At 68.0% G+C, this 19,847-nt stretch carries 8 protein-coding genes, 3 rRNA genes and 1 pseudogene; 9 read left to right on the forward strand and 3 right to left on the reverse strand.

The window, feature by feature from the left end:
• Positions 1-2,127: 2,127 nt before the first annotated feature.
• Positions 2,128-2,868: a hypothetical protein gene (locus tag O7605_RS32190; protein ID WP_443083998.1), complete on the reverse strand. Its 741-nt coding sequence runs from the start codon at positions 2,866-2,868 to the stop codon at positions 2,128-2,130.
• 1,416 nt (positions 2,869-4,284) lie between these two features.
• Between O7605_RS32190 and O7605_RS32195 the strand changes: the two are divergent.
• From O7605_RS32195 to O7605_RS21480, 3 genes and pseudogenes are all read left to right on the forward strand, one after another.
• Positions 4,285-7,677 (forward strand): annotated as a pseudogene (locus O7605_RS32195) (C2 family cysteine protease); the annotation flags it as partial.
• Between the two features lie 29 nt (positions 7,678-7,706).
• Positions 7,707-8,549, forward strand: a complete 843-nt coding sequence (locus O7605_RS21475) for a DUF6406 domain-containing protein (RefSeq protein ID WP_269737382.1) — start codon at positions 7,707-7,709, stop codon at positions 8,547-8,549.
• Positions 8,550-8,705: 156 nt separating this feature from the next.
• Complete coding sequence (locus O7605_RS21480) at positions 8,706-9,596, forward strand: DUF6406 domain-containing protein (protein WP_269737381.1); 891 nt, start codon at positions 8,706-8,708, stop codon at positions 9,594-9,596.
• A 16-nt stretch (positions 9,597-9,612) separates the two neighbouring features.
• Here O7605_RS21480 and O7605_RS21485 read toward each other — a convergent pair whose 3' ends face one another.
• Positions 9,613-10,155: a hypothetical protein gene (locus O7605_RS21485; protein WP_269737380.1), complete on the reverse strand. Its 543-nt coding sequence runs from the start codon at positions 10,153-10,155 to the stop codon at positions 9,613-9,615.
• A gap of 68 nt (positions 10,156-10,223) precedes the next feature.
• Between O7605_RS21485 and O7605_RS21490 the strand changes: the two genes are divergently transcribed.
• From O7605_RS21490 to rrf, 4 genes are all read left to right on the forward strand, one after another.
• Positions 10,224-10,475 carry an SCO4848 family membrane protein gene (locus O7605_RS21490; protein ID WP_269737379.1) on the forward strand — a complete coding sequence of 84 codons (252 nt, stop codon included), beginning with the start codon at positions 10,224-10,226 and terminating at the stop codon, positions 10,473-10,475.
• 688 nt (positions 10,476-11,163) lie between these two features.
• Positions 11,164-12,678: ribosomal RNA gene (locus tag O7605_RS21495) — 16S ribosomal RNA — on the forward strand.
• 393 nt (positions 12,679-13,071) lie between these two features.
• Positions 13,072-16,181 (forward strand): 23S ribosomal RNA (locus tag O7605_RS21500).
• Positions 16,182-16,281: 100 nt separating this feature from the next.
• Positions 16,282-16,398: ribosomal RNA gene (gene rrf / locus O7605_RS21505) — 5S ribosomal RNA — on the forward strand.
• Together the 16S, 23S and 5S rRNA genes form the textbook arrangement of a ribosomal RNA operon.
• A 94-nt stretch (positions 16,399-16,492) precedes the next feature.
• Here rrf and O7605_RS21510 read toward each other — a convergent pair.
• Positions 16,493-17,959, reverse strand: a complete 1,467-nt coding sequence (locus tag O7605_RS21510; protein WP_269737406.1) for a hypothetical protein — start codon at positions 17,957-17,959, stop codon at positions 16,493-16,495.
• On the opposite strand from O7605_RS21510, the gene O7605_RS21515 reads away from it, so the two are divergent.
• Both O7605_RS21515 and O7605_RS21520 read left to right on the forward strand, forming a co-directional pair.
• Complete coding sequence (locus O7605_RS21515; protein WP_443083852.1) at positions 17,918-18,832, forward strand: tetratricopeptide repeat protein; 915 nt, start codon at positions 17,918-17,920, stop codon at positions 18,830-18,832. The two genes, O7605_RS21510 and O7605_RS21515, sit on opposite strands and share 42 nt — an antisense overlap.
• The gene (locus O7605_RS21520; protein WP_269737393.1) at positions 18,829-19,842 is read left to right on the forward strand and encodes an HAD-IIA family hydrolase; all 1,014 of its coding nucleotides are present in this window, start codon (positions 18,829-18,831) and stop codon (positions 19,840-19,842) included. The genes O7605_RS21515 and O7605_RS21520 overlap by 4 nt, the downstream gene beginning before the upstream one ends.
• Positions 19,843-19,847: the final 5 nt, after the last annotated feature.

Consider the following 19,847-nt stretch of genomic DNA (forward strand, 5'->3'; position numbering starts at 1 on the left):
CTTGCCGAGGTGGACACCGTCGCTCAGGATCGGGCCGCGGGGCTGCGCGTCGACGCCACCACGGCGCTCGCCGAGGGCGCTCGAACGGCGGGCAACGGTTCCCGGCCTCTCACCGCCCGAGACATGGGCCGCCTCGCCGAACTGCGGGTCGTACTCGCGGAAAGCGCCGCCACGTCCGAGCCGGGCCGAGCCGGTCAACTACGAGCCGAGGCGCTGAGTCTGCTCGTCTCCTCCGGGCTGCTGGAGCAGGAGCCTGCCGCGCCCGTTCACGGACACGCTGCCAACGTGCCGATGGTCGGCCCGAAAGCGGCCCAGGCGCGCCTGGATCTGATCCGGAACCATCTCGGCACCCTCGCCCCGGAGGTCGAGAACCTGCTCGGGCTCGCCCAGAGCGACGGGCAGCAACTCCTCGCGCAGCTGCGCGCCGCTCAATCGGCGGTCCGTGCTGAGGCCCGAGCCTGGGCGCAGCAGGCGACCGCCCTACGCAACGAGGCCGACCTCGCGTTGACCGCCCGGGTGGACTCCGCGCTGGATGCGGCACCCGACCACGTCTTCGGCCGGTTGGTGATCGGTGGGGGTTGGGCCGCCACCGCTGACTTCGTCACGCTTGGCGCTCCCGCCGACTCGGGGGCCGGCCTCCCAGCGGTGCTCTGCGTCTCCCAGGGGCACGACCCGTGGGCGGAGCGGCAGACGCTGCTGATGGGGCAGGTCCCCTCCGAGCTGGAACTTCCCGGGCTGCCGTTCCAACCGTCCGACCTGGCCGAGGAGGGGACCGGGTTCACTCCGTCCGATGTGTTCGCCGACGCGGTGGGCGCGGCCCGTGCGCTCAACGGCATGCCCACCTACCAGGGACTGGCCACCTCGGTCACGCCGCGCCCAGCTGACGCCACCGGATGGCCCGACGGTGCGAACTTCCGGGTGACCATCGGCGGCCGGGAGGTCTTCACGGCGGCACTGGACATCGCAACCGGCCCCGGCCCTTCCCGGGTGCCCACCGCGCCGACCGGTACCGCCGGCGACTACGTCGACCCCGCCACCGGTTACCGCGTGAGCCGCTCCGGGACCACGCCGGTGTTCCGCGACCCCGCCGGTGCGGTCATCGGTCTGGAAAGCCTCCCCCCGCACGTACGAGCCGTCCTCGGCGGTACGGGTGTCTTGGACCTTCCGCTGCTCACCGATCTCAGCGGTCAACTGACCGATCCGTTGGTGATCGACCCGTCCAGCGGCCACGCGGTGAACATCCTGACCGGGCAGGTGCACGACCCGGCGGGCGACCCGGTGGACGTACGGGCACTGCCCGAGGAGGTTGCGGCCCGTCTCGGCCATGCCCGGGACGGCTCGTTCACCGATCCCCGCCCGGCCGCGCCGCCGGTCGACTTCGGCGGACAGAACCTGGCCGACACCTACCAGCCGGGCGACCGGGTACTGGTCTACGGGGCGGGACCGTCCGGGGCGTGGGACATCGAGCAGGCCGCTGCCTCCGCAGCCGGGCGCATCGACTGGTCGGCCCAGGCCAGGCCGCTACCGGCCGACCGGGTGACGGGTGATCCCGTCGTCGACGCCCGAGCCCAACTGGAGTTCAGTTTCAGCGGCGGTGACAACCGGCGTAACAACCTGCCCGGCCTCGGTGCGTACTCAGACGCTGCCCAGGCCCGCGTGTCGGACAGGTCGATGCGCAGCATTGTCGGCATCCGACACACGGTCGACGGAGCGTTCGTCGTCGGGTTCAGCGACGGTACCGAGCAGGTCTACGACCGAGTGGTGCTCTCGATCGGGCAGGAGCCCCGGCTTCCCGGTGGCGTGCACACCCTGCTGTCCGAGATCGAGTTGGCAACACTTGAAGGACCGTCCATCCGAACGAAGGACCCGGTCCCTGACCTGCTGGGGCTACGTGACCGCAGTGGTCAGCTCAGGGTCCTCGGCGGTGCCAGCGTGGCCGGGGCACTCCTGGCCAGGGTCGACGAGGGCCTGACGGAGGTCGTCCTGCGTCAGGCAGCGGCACTGCCGGACGACTCGCAGGGCATCCCGCCCAGCATCCGGTTCCACGCCCAGCGAATCGCCGAGGCGAACCGCGGTGTCCCGCCGGTGTCGCCGCTGGTCGGCGGCGCCGCGCCGCCGGATCCTCCTTCAGACCTCGTCCCAGAGGGCGATGCTGTACAACCTCCAGCCCCATTGGATGTCGAGCCAGGGCAGCGGGCCGTACCGGGCGATCAATTCCTGCCCGAGCGGAGGCATCTCGACCCAGACGGGCGATCCGTCGATGTGCTGCCCGTGGCCCTGAGCGGTGACCTCGACGGGGTTGCGCCGCAGGTCGACGTAGCGCAGGGCGGGCAGATTGCGGGTGGCGGCGAGGGTCTCGGCTCCGGCCGGGCCGATGCCGCAGCGCGCCAGGCCCAGCCAGCGGATCCGGCGCAGGTGCGGGGAGTCGACGAGGGTGGCGAGTCCGTCGTCGCCGATCGGGTTCCCGCGCAGGTCGAGGGCGACCAGGCGGTCGAGGCAGGCGACCTGGGCGATGTCGGTCATGAGTCCGGCGGCTTCGGTCAGGACCAGGTGGCGGACGGGGTGGTGGGCCCAGACCTCGTCGCCGTGGTCGATGAGGGTACGCGCGGTCATGGTGACCGATTCGATCAGTCCGTTGCGGATTCGCCAGTCGACGAGCAGGTGAGCGACGGGATCGGCGAGGCGCGGGTGGATCCGCCGGTGCAGGAACAGCATCTCCCGGGTGCCGTCGGCCCCTTCCAGGTCGAGGCGGATCAGCTCGGCCCGCTCGGGATCGGTGGTCTCGATGGCGTCGGCGTAGCGTCGCCGCAGGTCGAGGTCGTCGGGGTCGGCGAGGATGGCGGCGTACAGCTCGGCGGGCGTGGCCATGACGCCAGCGTATCGACGGGCGACTCGATCACCGCCGGTGCCGTTCCGGGCTCCACCTTCCACGGTCTGGGTCGCCCGGTCGCCGACCCGGCGGCGGTGCTGGATCTGGCCCGGTCCGCGCTGCCGCAGATCGCGCAGTACGCCCAGGTGGACGCGGTGGCCCCGGTCGGGCCGGACCTGTTCGAGATCCACTCTGCCGGGCAGCAACCGCTTACCGTACGGCTCGCCAGTGCTCCGTTGCCCGACGGCCTGGTGGCCCGATCGACCCGCGACCCGGACGGCGTCCTCACCGTCACGGTGTCCGAGCGGGCCGCCGATCCGGTGGTGGCGCGGGCGTTGGCGCACGAGGTCGCCGAGTTGGCAGCGCTGCACGAGGCCGGCCGGGCGCTTGTCGGTCCGCTGGACCCGGGCAACATCCAGGGCCCCATCGACCCGGCGGGGCTCACCGCCCACGACCGAGGTCGAATGGCGGAGATCCGGCTGCTCGCCGCCACGTACGCCGCCGCCGACCTGGCCGCCCGACCCGCCGTGCGCGCCGAGATCGACGCCCTCGCCGGTCACCTCGGCCTGCGGGTCGGTGACCCGGACGTCCGGTCGCGGTGGGCGGTGCTACCTCGGGACGTGCTGGCGCACCTCATGCGGCTCAGCGTGCCGTCGATCACGACCGACGCGGTCTCCACCGTGCTGGCCGGTGCCGCCACCCTCACCGAGGTCGAGCGGATCAGGATGATCGACTACCGGGCCAGACTGGCTCCGGACTTCCAGGTGCCCCAGCAGGCGGACCTGGACGCCCGGCTGCGGGACCTGGCGACCGAGGCTGAACACGCGCAGGCCGGCATGCCACGGATGTCCGCCTTCGCCGGACAGATCGTCGGTGTCCCGCAGGCACAACTCAACCGGATCCGGGCGGTGGATCCGCAACTCGCCGACCGGCTCGCCACCGAGGGCATCTACGTCGACCTGACCGGCCGCTACGACCTGCGCCCCTACATGGTGCCGGACGTGCCCGCCGTCGACCTCGGCGCCGCACGCCCGGCATTCGACCTGACCACCGAGGACGGGCGGCGCGCCCAACTGCACGAGGACCGACAACGCGCCCGCGCGGCGCTGCGTGGTCTCCACGGTGACCAGGCAGCCGCCCTGCTCACCGGACACGAATTCCACTACCAGGGCACCGCGAGGTGGATGGGACTGGTGCCGGACGTCCTGACCGACGTCCTGCGCAGCATCACCCCCGCGCCGACGGCCACCGGCGCGACCGTGGAGAACTCCGCGACGCAGGAGACAGCGGCCGAGATCCGGGTCTCGGCCGACCGGGTGACTCTGCCACCGGAATCGGCCAACCAGCCCGGTCCGGTCTACGGGTCGGCACTGGACGCCCGCAGCGGGCAACCTCCGCCGCTGTTCGACGGGCCGCCGAAGCGGGAGGACGTACAGCAGGGGGCGCTCGGCGACTGCGGCATGATCGCCGTGATCGGCTCGGTCGCCGGTCGACTTTCGGACAGCGTCGCGCAGATGTTCCACCCGAACCCGGACGGCTCGGTCGACGTGGTGCTGCACGAGACAAGTGGGCCCGACCGTGCGATCACGCCCACCGGTCGACAGCTGCGGGTCACCGTCTTCCCGGACGTGCCGTTGCACCCCAACTCGAACGGCCACAGCGTCTACGCCGACCAGTCTGTGGTCGGATCGGCCTGGGCGTCGCTGCTGGAGAAGGCGATCGCGGCGATCGACCGTACCTGGACCCAGCAGCGTCACGACCAGTGGCAGCAGCAGTGGACCGCCCGGCCGGGTGTGGACGCCACCCAGGCGGCCCCGCTCGGCTACGCCCGGCTGGACAACGGCAGCAGCCGCCTGGTGCAGGCCGAGTTGCTCAGCCAGCTCACCGGCCTGCCGACCGGGGTCAGTGAACTGGACCCGACACCGGGCCGGGAAGCCGACGTCGAGGCACGACTGGCAGCCCTGTTGGCCGCCGGCAGCCCGATGATCACCGGCACCCGGCCGGCCGACGCCTATGCTGCCCAACCGGGCGGCACGCCACCGTACGGACTGGTCGCGGGGCACGCGTACGAGATCGTGTCGGTCACGAACGGCGAGGTGCAGCTGCGTAACCCGTGGAACGCGCAGCATCCGGCCCCGATGCCGCTGCGCGCCTTCCTCGACCTGATGAGCCCCTGGTACGCCCACGTCGAGTTGGCTCGGAGCACCGTCGCGGCGCTGCCCGGCTCGGCGTTCCACGGTCAGGGCCGACCCGCCGCCGACGCCCCGGCCGTGGTGGACCGGGCCCGGCTGGTGCTACCCACCCTGGCTGAGCAGGTCGGCGCGGACCAGATCGTGGCGGTCGGCCCGGACGCCTTCGAGCTGCGCGCGTCCGGTGTGGCGCCGCTGCGAGTCCGGGTCACCGCCGCCCCGCTGGCCGACGGCGTCGTGGCACAGACCATCCGCAACCTGGACGGCACCTTCACCCTCACCGTCGCCGACCGTGCCGGAGACATGGCGGTCGACCGTGCGGTGGCGCACGAGGCCGCCGAACTACTGGCCCGGCACGAGACTGGTACCGCCCACGTCGGGCTCTTCGACCAGGGCGCGGCGGAGGGGCCGATAGATCCCGCCGGCGTCTCGGTCCGGGACCGGGGTCGGGTGGCCGAACTGCGCCTCATGGCCGCCTGGTACGCACAGGCCGATCCCGCCGCCCGGCTCGCCCTGCGAGCCGAGATCGACACCCTGGTCGACCGCTTGGGCCTCCGCTGGGGTACGCCCGACGCGGCCGCCCGCCTCGCCGCCCTGCCTGCCGACGTGTGGACCCACGTGATGCAGCTGAGCCTGCCGGTGATCACACCGGAGGCGGTGGCCGACGCCCTGGCGTTCAACCCCAACCAGACGATGGTCGAGCGGTTCCGCGCCATCGACTACCGAGGCCGGCTGGCTCCCGACTTCCAGCCGCCGCCCGCCGCCGAGCTGACCGCGAAGTTGCGGGAGTTGGCCGTGCACGGGGAGCAGAGCCAGTCCTCGCTACCCCGGATGCCCGCCCTCGCCGGGCAGCTCATCGGCCTGCCGCCGAACCTGCTGGACCAGGTCCGCCGGCACGACCCACGGTTGGCCGATCGGCTCGCCACCGAGGGCATCTACGTCGACCTGACCGGCCGCTTCGACCTGCGCCCGTACACCCTCGAAGGTGCCCCGGAGTTCAACCTGGAGAGGTCCGTACCCGCGTACGACCTGAACACCCCAGCCGGCCGCAACGCGCTGCTGACCGAGGACCGATCGCGAACCTATGCGGCCTTCAACGTCGAGTACGGGTCGAATCCCGCCGCCATGGCGGTACTCGCCACGCACAGCTTCCACTACCAGTCCGACGCGCGGCGGATGGGGCTGGTACCAACGGCGCTGACCGAGGCCCTGCGGGCGATGATGCCGTCCGAGTCGGAGGTCGAGGTCGAGGTCATCCCGACGGTTACCCCCGGCGAGGCCGCCGTGGCCGCCGACCGGGTAACGCTGCCCGACCCAGATGCCGAGTATCCGATCGAATACGGTCGTTCACTGTTCCCGGCAACGGGCCAGCCGGCACCGCTTTTCGACGGCCCGCCCGGACGGACACAGGTGCAGCAGGGCATATTGGGTGACTGCGGGATGCTGGCCACGATGGCGGCCCTCGCCGGGCATCGGCCGCAGAGCATTCCACAGCTGTTCGAGCCGCAACCGGATGGCACGGTGGACGTCCTGCTGCACGAAACTGTGTTGCGTGGCAACGGTGCGGCGGCGACCGGGCGGCGCATCCGGATTAACGTGCGGCCCGACGTCCCGGTGCATGCCGGCAGTTCGTGGGCCGCGTATGCCGACCAGTCGGAAGTCGGCGTCGGGTGGGCGGCGGTGCTGGAGAAGGCGCTCGCCGCGGTGGACCGCACCTGGACCATGGAGCGGCACGAGCAGTGGCAGCGCGAGTGGCGTGCGTGGGAGAGCAAAGATGACCCGCACCGTGCCGCCCCGCTGGGCTACGCGCGGCTCCACGTCGGCAGCACCACCCTGATGCAGGCCGAGCTGCTCACCCAACTCACCGGCCTGCCGGCCCGGCAGACGCTCCTCGATACCACGCCGGGACGGGAGGCGGCGGTCGAGCGACACCTGACGGCCCTGCTCGCCGCCGGCAGCCCGATCACCATCGCGACGTGGTCGATGGAGAGGTACCCCGGGCTTACCACCTTGCCCTACGGGCTTGAGGATGAGCACGTCTACGAGATCCTCGCGGTACGGGACGGCCAGGTACAGCTCCGTAACCCCTGGAACAAGGAGCATCCGTCGCCAATGTCGGTGCGGGCGATGCTGGACCTGATGGTGCCTTGGTGCGCGCACCTGGAGCAGTCACCGGTTGCCGCTCCACCGTCGCCTTCGGTGTACGGCGGCCCGGTAGCGAACGTCCAGCCACTTTTGCCGTCGCACCGATCGTCCGCCGAGCAGATCGTTGACCGCCCGCTGGCCGTTCCCAGCGCGGGTGCTCCGCTGATCGATCAGCCCGGCCCGATGGCCAAGCCCGCCTCGCCACCGCGCACCCTCGGTCGCACCTATCTAGATGACGATAGGTACGCGATCAACTACTTCACGTTGCTCGCCGCCGACGGTAGCGTGGCGGGCCTGATGGTGTCCGAGGTCGGCGGCTCGGGACGCTCGCTGCACTGGACGGTCGGTGGCGTGGTGCCGGGGCAGGCGACGCCGGCACCTGTCGAACGTGCGGAGGCCGAACGGATCGCCCGCGACGTGCTCGGTTTCGTGCTTCCCGCCGAGCCGACGTTGTACGACATGCTGGACACCTGATCGTGCCTGAGGGAACCGGGAGAGAGCTGGTGCGCTCGTTTACTCATGTGGCCGCCGTCCGCAACAACACGACGACGCCTGTCGGGCCGGCCCGCTTCGGGGTGCGCTGGGTCGATGTCGGGCCGCCGGTGCGTGCCGAGATCATTGTCATGCCGTTCCAGCGCGACGAGAGCTTCGCCTACGAGGTAACGCTCGGTGAGACCTTCCCGGTGGGCGAGGAAGTGTGGCGCTTCGCTGACCTCGACATGTCCAGCGCCCACGACTGGAAGGTCACCGTCCGCCGGGTGGACGAGGGTGAGGTGATGGAGCCGCCGACCGGGCGGTTGTGGAAGCGGGCTCGGTTGCGGCCGTACGGCCAGCTCGACGAGACCCAGCTCCAGTCCTTGGAGGTCGCGCTCGGGGCCCAGCTGCCTCGCGGCTACCGCGACTGGCTCAGTCGGAACAACGGTGCGCACCCTGAGGTGATGCACCACATACCGGGGATGCCGATCGTCCTGTTTCCGACGGGTCCGCTGTTCGGCGTCCACCCCGAGTACCCTCCGTTCGACCTGGTGCACGCCCAGCGTCGACACCGCGACCCCTGGCTGTCGCGAGCCTGGCTGGTGATCGCGAGTACGGCCAGTGGGCTGTTGGTCGTCTCGGCGGAGTTGGGCAACGAGAGCGTCTATTTTGTCAGCGAGCTCGACCTGGTCGGCCCACCTTCCCCGGCCGCGGCGGCCGCCCGGGAGCGGAAGCTGCGGGCGGTGGCCTGGTCGATGTACGAGTTCATCGGCCGGCTGACCCCGATGGAGATGGACCACTTTCCCCCCGTCGAGATCCACCCGCCCGGGACGTTTACGGATCCCGCCAACTACGAGCACGGGCAGCCATGAGAGCGGCACGGGTGGACGGCACAGCCGCCGATTCGCTGAGCTACCCGATCGTTGCGCAGTGCGCGGAGCCGGCCGCGCCAGCCGGCCCACGGCGAGGGCGAATGAACGCCTCGCACGCGATGTGCCTGCCCGCGCGTCGAGCCGGCGCCGAACGACATGCTGGACCTGATCGTGCCTGAGGAAACTGGGAGGGCAGGGCCCTTGCGCTCGTTCACTCACGTAGCCGCCGTGCCGAGCAACGCGACGGCGAGCGTCGGACCAGCACGGTTCGGGGTGCGCTGGGTCGACGTGGGGCCGCCGGTGCGTGCCGAGATCATCGTCATGCCGTTCCAGCGCGACGAGAGTTTCGCCCACGAGGTCACGCTCGGTGAGACCTTCCCGGTGGGCGAGGAGACCTGGCGTTTCGCGGATCTCGACATGTCCAGCGCGGACGACTGGGAGGTCACCGTCCGCAGGGTGGACGAGAACGAGGTGATGGAACCGCCGACCGGTCGGTTGTGGAAGCGAGCGCGGTTGCGTCCGTACGGCCAACTGGACGAAACCCAACTCCAGTCGCTGGAGGCTGCGCTCGGGGTTCGACTTCCAGTGAGCTACCGCCGCTGGCTCGGCCAGACCAACGGTGCCGAGCCCGAGACCGAACACCACGTTCCGGGTAAACCGTTCTCCCTGTTGCCGGAGCGCCCGCTGTTCGGCGTGCATCCCGATCACCCACCGATCGACCTGGTGCATGCTCAGCGCGTGCACCGCGACCCTTGGCTGTCGCCGGACTGGTTGGTGATCGCCAATCCGTCCGGTGGACTGCTCGTGGTCTCGGTCGGGAAGGCAGGTGATGAGATGGTCTACTTCGTGCACGAGCTTGACCTTGTCGGCCCATCCGGACCAGCAGCCTCACCCACTCGGGAACGGAAGCTCCGCGCGGTCGCCTGGTCGATGTGGGAGTTGATCGGCCGGCTGACCCCGGTGGAATTGGACGACCTGCCGCCGGCTCAGCTGCTGCCGCCGGGAACCTTCACCGACCCTCGCAACTACGAGGCCGGGCCGAGGTAGCCGCGGCGGCGGTGCGTCAGACGAGCCGCGCGAGCATCCCGGCGTACGCGTCGCGGACGGCGGTGAGTCGGTCCCGCCGGAACCGTCCGGGCTCGCGCTGGTACAGCTGCCGGCCGCGGTCGCTGGTGAAGGCGTCCGCCGGGACAACGGCCCCGTCCGGTGGGATGAACTTGGCGACCTCGTCGAGGGCGGCCACGGCTCGGGTCAGCGCTGCTCGGGCTCGCTGCCCCGCCTCGCCGGCACCGGGGTCGGCCGGCACCTGTCCGGCGTACGCGTCGGAGACCCACAGCCACTCTCCTGGGTCGAGCAGCTGTGAGGGTTCGTCACCGCCGTAGCGGAATCCGCCGCCGGCGGAAGTGGCCGTCGGTGGGAGCCGGAAGAGGAACTCCCGTTCCTGGCCGCAGCCGGCGCAGGCACCCGTGTACCGGCTGGCCAGGTCGCCGTCGTCGAGGACCACGACCGCACTATCTCGCGGGAAACGCGTCTCCCCGCAGGTGCAGGGGTGCAGATCCAGGTAGAGATGCGCCTCCGCGTTGGTGCGGCTCAGCAGCGGACTCATGCGGCCCACCGTACCGATCGGAGGCTTTCGCCGATGTCCCGGTCCAGCCGCTGGCATACTCGCCGACCATGGTGCTGTCACGCGGCTGGGCAGTGTTCCTCGCCGGAGTGGGGATCTGGACCTGGGTGATCTGGCCGAGGTTCGCGGTGGCCATCTGGAACGACCCGAGGTCGTGGGCGAGCGGGGTCGTCGGGGACTGGCCGGCGACGGGCTTCCTCTGGGTGCACGCACTGCTCATCGCGGCGTCGTTGGCTATCGGTACGGCCGTGGGTCTGCTGGGCCTGCGGGGGTGGCGGGCACACCGACGCGGTACGGGGTGAGTCACGGTCGGTCGGCCCGGCCGTGCTCCACCTTCCAGGGCCGGAGCAGCCGCGTCAGGCTCAGGTGTTCAGTGTGACGGGGGCCGCGCCCAGCCGATTTGACGATCAATCCGCCGGACGCGTAACTTTCTCTCTGCCAGCGCGGAAGGGGCAAACAGGGCGAAAGCTCTGAGAGTGACAATCCGCCAGGTGCACCGGGTCCACCGGGGATCTCCTCTGTGGACACGGCCGGGTGGGGCTCTGCCGGGCCGCCTAGGGGCGGATTTGGTGGGGCGGAACCGACCGGGTAAGGTTTACGACCGGCAGGGAACCGGGCGAGCCTGCGGGCAACCGCAGCGGCCGGCCTGCCAAATCCGATGACCGAGTCAAGCGGGCAACCGCTGCGCTCGTTCGCGGGCGCCGAACGGCCTGAAGCGTGACGGACCGGGACAAGCCGGTTTGACTCGCCGCAGAGGGTGAGGTAACGTAGTAAAAGTGCCCGGTGCGGTTGTGGGTCGGGTGTGGTGCCCCGGATGGGATCCACGGTGTGGGTTTCGGATGGTGTGTGGTTGTTCTTTGAGAACTCAACAGGGTGCTTGATAAGCCAGTGCCAAGTTTTGTTTGATTCCCGGGCTGGCCAGTTTTTCTGGTTGGTTTGGATTCCTTTGGCAACAATTTGGTTTGTTGCTGGGATGGATTTTCCAGGTTTTTGTTGGAGAGTTTGATCCTGGCTCAGGACGAACGCTGGCGGCGTGCTTAACACATGCAAGTCGAGCGGAAAGGCCCTTCGGGGTACTCGAGCGGCGAACGGGTGAGTAACACGTGAGCAACCTGCCCTAGGCTTTGGGATAACCCCGGGAAACCGGGGCTAATACCGAATATTCACTTGCGGACGCATGTTTGTGGGTGGAAAGTTTTTCGGCTTGGGATGGGCTCGCGGCCTATCAGCTTGTTGGTGGGGTGATGGCCTACCAAGGCGACGACGGGTAGCCGGCCTGAGAGGGCGACCGGCCACACTGGGACTGAGACACGGCCCAGACTCCTACGGGAGGCAGCAGTGGGGAATATTGCACAATGGGCGGAAGCCTGATGCAGCGACGCCGCGTGAGGGATGACGGCCTTCGGGTTGTAAACCTCTTTCAGCAGGGACGAAGCGCAAGTGACGGTACCTGCAGAAGAAGCGCCGGCCAACTACGTGCCAGCAGCCGCGGTAAGACGTAGGGCGCGAGCGTTGTCCGGATTTATTGGGCGTAAAGAGCTCGTAGGCGGCTTGTCGCGTCGACTGTGAAAACCCGTGGCTCAACTGCGGGCCTGCAGTCGATACGGGCAGGCTAGAGTTCGGTAGGGGAGACTGGAATTCCTGGTGTAGCGGTGAAATGCGCAGATATCAGGAGGAACACCGGTGGCGAAGGCGGGTCTCTGGGCCGATACTGACGCTGAGGAGCGAAAGCGTGGGGAGCGAACAGGATTAGATACCCTGGTAGTCCACGCTGTAAACGTTGGGCGCTAGGTGTGGGGGGCCTCTCCGGTTCTCTGTGCCGCAGCTAACGCATTAAGCGCCCCGCCTGGGGAGTACGGCCGCAAGGCTAAAACTCAAAGGAATTGACGGGGGCCCGCACAAGCGGCGGAGCATGCGGATTAATTCGATGCAACGCGAAGAACCTTACCTGGGTTTGACATCGCCGGAAATCTCACAGAGATGTGGGGTCCTTCGGGGCCGGTGACAGGTGGTGCATGGCTGTCGTCAGCTCGTGTCGTGAGATGTTGGGTTAAGTCCCGCAACGAGCGCAACCCTCGTCCCATGTTGCCAGCAATTCGGTTGGGGACTCATGGGAGACTGCCGGGGTCAACTCGGAGGAAGGTGGGGATGACGTCAAGTCATCATGCCCCTTATGTCCAGGGCTTCACGCATGCTACAATGGCCGGTACAATGGGCTGCGATACCGTGAGGTGGAGCGAATCCCAAAAAGCCGGTCTCAGTTCGGATCGGGGTCTGCAACTCGACCCCGTGAAGTCGGAGTCGCTAGTAATCGCAGATCAGCAACGCTGCGGTGAATACGTTCCCGGGCCTTGTACACACCGCCCGTCACGTCACGAAAGTCGGCAACACCCGAAGCCGGTGGCCCAACCCTTGTGGAGGGAGCCGTCGAAGGTGGGGCTGGCGATTGGGACGAAGTCGTAACAAGGTAGCCGTACCGGAAGGTGCGGCTGGATCACCTCCTTTCTAAGGAGCACCATCCCGCGAAGGCGGGTATGGAGCCCGCGCTGTCCGAGTGTGATGGTGGGGTGCTCATTGGCGGAGACACTGGTGAGTCGGTGCCGGCAACGGCCATGATCTTCTTAGTACAGCCACTGTGGTGGTGGGAACGGGGTTGTGGTGCGGCTGGTGGTCGACGGATGGCACCCTGTTGGGTCCTGAAGGAACAACCCGTGTGGTTGGTCTTTCAGAGGCTGTGAGCGGCGTTCCCGTGGTGGGGATGGCCGCCGGCTGCCAGGCATGGCCTGGCCTCGCATACCGGATGTTGCCCTTGTTGTGGGGTGGTGTTGCTGGTGCGGGGTGGTGGGTTGTGGGTTGGTTGTTTGTTGAGAATTGCACAGTGGACGCGAGCATCTTTGTGGTCAAGTTGTCAAGGGCGGACGGTGGATGCCTTGGCACCAGGAGCCGATGAAGGACGTGGGAGGCCGCGATAGGCCTGGGGGAGCTGTCAACCGAGCTGTGATCCCAGGGTGTCCGAATGGGGTAACCCGGCATCAGTCATGTGATGTCACCTGCACCTGAACTCATAGGGTGTGTGGAGGGAACGCGGGGAAGTGAAACATCTCAGTACCCGTAGGAAGAGAAAACAATAGTGATTCCGTGAGTAGTGGCGAGCGAAAGCGGATTGAGGCTAAACCGGTTGCGTGTGATACCTGTCAGGGGTTGCGTGGTCGGGGTTGTGGGACCCTGCTACACGAGCTGACACTCGTGTGAGGAGTGATAAAGCCAGTTGTTAGCTGAATGGTCTGGAAAGGCTGACCGTAGACGGTGATAGTCCGGTAGGTTAAAGCAGCTGGTCTTCTGTGGGTGTTCCCGAGTAGCGGCGGACTCCTGAAATCTGCCGTGAATCTGCCAGGACCACCTGGTAAGCCTAAATACTTCCTGGTGACCGATAGCGGACGAGTACCGTGAGGGAATGGTGAAAAGTACCCCGGGAGGGGAGTGAAATAGTACCTGAAACCGTTCGCCTACAATCCGTCGGAGCCTTGCGGGGTGACGGCGTGCCTTTTGAAGAATGAGCCTGCGAGTTAGTGGCATGTGGCGAGGTTAACCCGTGTGGGGGAGCCGTAGCGAAAGCGAGTCTGAAGAGGGCGTTTGAGTCGCATGTTCTAGACCCGAAGCGGAGTGATCTAGCCATGGGCAGGCTGAAGCGCGGGTAAGACCGTGTGGAGGGCCGAACCCACCAACGTTGAAAAGTTGGGGGATGACCTGTGGTTAGGGGTGAAAGGCCAATCAAACTCCGTGATAGCTGGTTCTCCCCGAAATGCATTTAGGTGCAGCGTCGTGTGTTTCTTGCCGGAGGTAGAGCACTGGATGGTCTAGGGGGCCTACAAGCTTACCGAAATCAGCCAAACTCCGAATGCCGGTAAGTGAGAGCGCGGCAGTGAGACTGCGGGGGATAAGCTTCGTAGTCGAGAGGGAAACAGCCCAGATCACCAGCTAAGGCCCCTAAGCGTGTGCTAAGTGGAAAAGGATGTGGGGTCGCATAGACAACCAGGAGGTTGGCTTAGAAGCAGCCACCCTTTAAAGAGTGCGTAATAGCTCACTGGTCAAGTGGTTCCGCGCCGACAATGTAGCGGGGCTCAAGCACACCGCCGAAGCTGTGGCACTCACACAATGACTTCGCATCACTCTTCGGGGTGGTGTGCAGGTGTGTGGGTGGGTAGGGGAGCGTCGTGCCGGGGGTGAAGCAGCCGAGTGATCGAGTTGTGGACGCGGCACGAGTGAGAATGCAGGCATGAGTAGCGAAAGAAGGGTGAGAAACCCTTCCGCCGGATGACCAAGGGTTCCAGGGCCAGGTTAATCCGCCCTGGGTGAGTCGGGACCTAAGGCGAGGCCGAGAGGCGTAGTCGATGGACAACGGGTTGATATTCCCGTACCCGCGAAGGAGCGTCCCTGACGAACCTCGTTGTGCTAACCACCCGAACCAGCCGAGACCTTCGGGTCGAGGTTGGGGAGCGTGGGAACCTGGCGGGTAGTAGTCAAGCGATGGGGTGACGCAGGAAGGTAGCTGAGCCCGGCCGGTGGTTGTGCCGGGGTAAGCGTGTAGACCGCATCATAGGCAAATCCGTGGTGCATGAAGGTTGAGACGTGATGCCGAGCCGATTCAGGTGAAGTCAGTGATCCTATGCTGCCGAGAAAAGCCTCTAGCGAGTTTCGAGCGGCCCGTACCCCAAACCGACACAGGTGGTCAGGTAGAGAATACCGAGGCGATCGGGCGAACTGTGGTTAAGGAACTCGGCAAATTGCCCCCGTAACTTAGGGAGAAGGGGGGCCGGAGACGTGAAGCCCCGCGCGGGTGGAGCGTTGTATGGCCGCAGAGAGCAGGGGGAAGCGACTGTTTACTAAAAACACAGGTCCATGCGAAGAAGTAATTCGATGTATATGGACTGACGCCTGCCCGGTGCTGGAACGTTAAGGGGACCTGTTAGCTCTTCGGGGCGAAGCGGAGAACTTAAGCGCCAGTAAACGGCGGTGGTAACTATAACCATCCTAAGGTAGCGAAATTCCTTGTCGGGTAAGTTCCGACCTGCACGAATGGCGTAACGACTTCCCCACTGTCTCAACCACAGGCCCGGCGAAATTGCAGTACGAGTAAAGATGCTCGTTACGCGCGGCAGGACGGAAAGACCCCGGGACCTTTACTATAGCTTGACATTGGTATTTGAGTCGGCTTGTGTAGGATAGGTGGGAGCCGGTGAAGCTCATACGCCAGTATGGGTGGAGGCAATCTTGAAATACCACTCTGGTTGATTCGGGTATCTAACTTCGGACCGTTATCCGGTTCAGGGACAGTGTCTGGTGGGTAGTTTAACTGGGGCGGTTGCCTCCTAAAGGGTAACGGAGGCGCCCAAAGGTTCCCTCAGCCTGGTTGGCAATCAGGTGTTGAGTGCAAGTGCACAAGGGAGCTTGACTGTGAGACTGACGGGTCGAGCAGGGACGAAAGTCGGGACTAGTGATCCGGCACTTGCGTGTGGAAGCGGTGTCGCTCAACGGATAAAAGGTACCCCGGGGATAACAGGCTGATCTTCCCCAAGAGTCCATATCGACGGGATGGTTTGGCACCTCGATGTCGGCTCGTCGCATCCTGGGGCTGTAGCAGGTCCCAAGGGTTGGGCTGTTCGCCCATTAAAGCGGTACGCGAGCTGGGTTTAGAACGTCGTGAGACAGTTCGGTCCCTATCCGCCGTGCGCGTAGGATACTTGAGAAGGGCTGTCCCTAGTACGAGAGGACCGGGACGGACGAACCTCTGGTGTGCCAGTTGTCCCGCCAGGGGCACGGCTGGTTAGCTACGTTCGGAAGGGATAACCGCTGAAAGCATCTAAGCGGGAAGCCTGCTTCAAGATGAGGTATCCCACCACCTTCGGGTGGGTAAGGCCCCCAGCTAGACGACTGGGTTGATAGGCCGGAAATGTAAGCCCGGTAACGGGTTCAGTTGACCGGTACTAATAGGCCGAGGACTTGACTACAACGATCGCTCGCGTCCACTGTGTAACTCACAACAAACAAACACACACCCCTGACACGATAGTGTCAGCAAATTGGTGTTGTTTGACATGTTGATAAGGTTACGGCGGTCATGGCGGAGGGGAAACGCCCGGTCACATTCCGAACCCGGAAGCTAAGCCCTCCAGCGCCGATGGTACTGCACCCGGGAGGGTGTGGGAGAGTAGGACACCGCCGGACACACGTCACAGTCGAGGGCCACCCGGAATCGGGTCGGCCCTCGACTGCGTTGCGTCGTTGATACGGCGTACTCAGGAAGGATGTACCTGTGAGTTCAGCACCTCAGGGCGGGGACCGCCCCCGGGGTTACCAGGGTCGACCGGCGGATCGGGACGGCGGACCTCGCCGCGACGACCGCCCGTCGCGCCAGGACCGGGGAGAGGAACGAGGTTCTCGCGACGACCGCGGGTACGGCAGCGACCGCTCCCGGTCCGGCGGCTTCCGTCGAGACGGTGACCGCCGTGAGGGCGGCTTCCGGGACAGTGGCCGCTCGGGCGGTGGCTACCGGGGCGAGCGCAGCGACCGTGGCTTCGGCGGGCGCGACGGCTCCGGCGACCGGGCCCGTGGAACTGGCGGCTTCCGTGGCGGCGAACGCCGCGACTCCGACCGCCGTGAGGGTGGGTTCCGGCGCGACGATGGCGAGCGCTCCGGTTTCCGCGGCGGCGACCGGACAACCGGCGGATTCCGTAGCGAACGCCGTGACGGCGGCGGCTTCCGTCGAGACGGTGACCGCCGTGAGGGCGGCTTCCGGGGCAACGAGCGCGGCGGCAGCGAACGCCGCGAGGGTGGTTTCCGTGGCGGTGACCGTCGTGAGGGTGGTTTCCGCGACGGTGAGCGCCGTGAGGGTGGCTTCCGTGGCGGCGACCGTCGTGAGGGCGGGTTCCGTGGCGGCGACCGTCGTGAGGGTGGCTTCCGTGGCGGCGACCGTCGTGAGGGTGGCTTCCGTGGCGGCGAACGTCGTGAGGGTGGCTTCCGTGGCGGCGACCGTCGTGAGGGTGGCTTCCGTGGCGGCGACCGTCGTGAGGGCGGGTTCCGTGGCGGCGAACGTCGGGACGGCGGGTTCCGTGGGGGCGACCGTCGTGAGGGTGGCTTCCGGGACGGTGAGCGCCGTGAGGGTGGCTTCCGTGGCGGCGACCGCCGCGAGGGTGGCTTCCGGGACGGTGAGCGCCGTGAGGGTGGCTTCCGTGGCGGCGAACGTCGTGAGGGCGGGTTCCGTGGCGGCGACCGTCGTGAGGGTGGTTTCCGCGACGGTGAGCGCCGTGAGGGTGGCTTCCGTGGGGGCGAACGTCGTGAGGGCGGGTTCCGTGGCGGCGACCGTCGTGAGGGTGGTTTCCGCGACGGTGAGCGCCGTGAGGGTGGCTTCCGGGGCGGTGACCGTCGTGAGGGCGGGTTCCGTGGCGGCGACCGTCGGGACGGCGGGTTCCGGGGTGAGCGCCGCGAGGGTGGCTTCCAGGGCCGGGACGGCGCTCGCGGAGCGGGCGGCTTCGCCGATCGCCGCGACGGTGGATTCCGTCGTGGCGCGGATGAGCGTGGCGGCGACCGCCGTGGCGGCGGATTCCGGGACGACCGGGACGGTGAGCGTCGCTTTGGACGGCGTGCGGATGCACCCGGCTCGGCCGATGAGGGGCGTACGGAGGCGCCGGCGCTGCCTGACGAGATCGTCGCGACCGACCTGGACAAGGACGTCCGGGCCGAGCTGCTGTCGCTGGCGAAGCCGGTCGCGGATACCGTCGCCCGGCATCTGGTGGCGACCGGGCAGCTGATCGACGAGGATCCGACCGAGGCGCTCGCCCACGCACTTGCCGCTCGACGGCTCGCATCACGGATCGCCGCGGTACGGGAAGCTGTGGGCTTGGCCGCGTACCACGCGGGGGAGTGGCAGTCGGCAATCGCCGAGCTGCGGACGTACCACCGGATGAGCGGTGCGCAGAGCCACCTTGCGGTGATCGCGGACAGCGAGCGGGCACTGGGCCGGCCCGAGCGTGCCATCGACCTGTTCCGTGGCGCCGACCAGGAGAAGCTCGATCCGGCCGTCGCCGTCGAACTGCTGATCGTCGCTGCCGGCGCCCGTGGCGATCTCGGCCAGCGGGACGCCGCCGTGGCGATGCTCCAGGTCCCCGAGCTGACCACCGATGCCGTGCAGCCGTGGACGGCACGACTGCGGTACGCGTACGCCGACGCTCTGTTGGCCGTGGGACGGCGGACCGAGGCGCGGGAGTGGTTCTCCCGTGCGGCGGAGGTGGACGCCGAGGCGGAGACCGACGCCGCCGAGCGGCTGCTCGAACTCGACGGTGTGGTCATCGAGGGCGACGACGAGGACGAGGTGGCCGAGGAACTGGCTGCCGGTCCGGGTGCCCCTGGTGCGGTGCCGGCCCGTCCGGACGCCGGCTCGTCGAGCGTGACGGTCGACAGCGACCAGGATGACCCGGCCGGGGACGACCTCGGGTCGGACGAGCCGATGGTCGAGGCGACGGTCGACGCGGACCCCACGGCCCAGGACCTGGCGGCCGACCCGCCGGACACTGACGATGAGGGGAACGCGGACGCGGAGCCGGCCGGCGGGACCACCCGCGAGGCGGAGGGGACCGAGGAACCGGAGGCACGGCAGCGATGAGCGGGGACCGGCTGGTCGACGGTTACGCCCTGGTCGTCTTCGACCTGGACGGGGTGATCTACCTGATCGACCAGCCGATTCCCGGCGCGGTCGAGACGGTCGCGCGGCTGCACGGTGAGGGCCGCGCGGTCGCGTACGCGACGAACAACGCCTCGCGTCGCGCCGCCGACGTGGCCGACCTGCTCACCGGGATGGGTGTGCCGGCCCGACCGGAGGAGGTTCTCACCAGCGCCGCCGCGGCCGCCCAACTGCTGGGTAAGCGCCTACCGGCCGGTGCGCCGGTGCTGGTGGTGGGAGCCGACGCGCTCCGAGCGGAAATCAGCGAGGCCGGCCTCAAGCCGGTCGCCACCGCCGACGAGGCCCCGGTCGTGGTCGTCCAGGGGTACGGCCCACAGGTCGGCTGGGCCGATCTCGCCGAGGCGGCGGTGGCGGTACGGGCCGGCGCGACCTGGGTGGCCACGAACACCGACCGCACCCTGCCCAGCGGACGTGGCCCGTTGCCCGGCAACGGCGCTCTGGTGGCCGCGCTGGCCACCGCGCTCGGCCGGGACCCGGACGAGATCGTCGGCAAGCCCGCACCGGAGCTGTTCGCCACCGCCGCCCGGCGGGCGGACGGCGCTGCGGCGGTGGTCGTGGGCGACCGGCTGGACACCGACATCGAGGGCGCGAACCGGGCCGGCCTGGACAGCCTGCTGGTCCTCACCGGGGTCAGTGACGCCGCCGAGCTGCTCGCCGCGCCCGCCGAGCGACGGCCGACGTACGTCTCGTGGGATCTGACCGGGCTCTTCGACGCCGATGGTGTGGTGCGGGTGCCGGCACCGGACGCCGACCACGGCGGCTGGCAGGTGAGCACCGGAACCGACGAGTGGCGGCTGTCCGGGGCGGGACGTGAGCTGGACGCGCTCGCCGCACTTTGTGCGGCTGCCTGGCGCGGCCACCGGGTCGGCCCGGTCCGGCCGGAGTCGCCGGCTGCGGGCCAGGCGTTGGCGCGGCTCGGCCTGGTCTCCTGACCGGC

Source organism: Verrucosispora sp. WMMA2121 (assembly GCF_027460185.1).
GTDB classification, from domain to species: domain Bacteria; phylum Actinomycetota; class Actinomycetes; order Mycobacteriales; family Micromonosporaceae; genus Micromonospora; species Micromonospora palythoicola.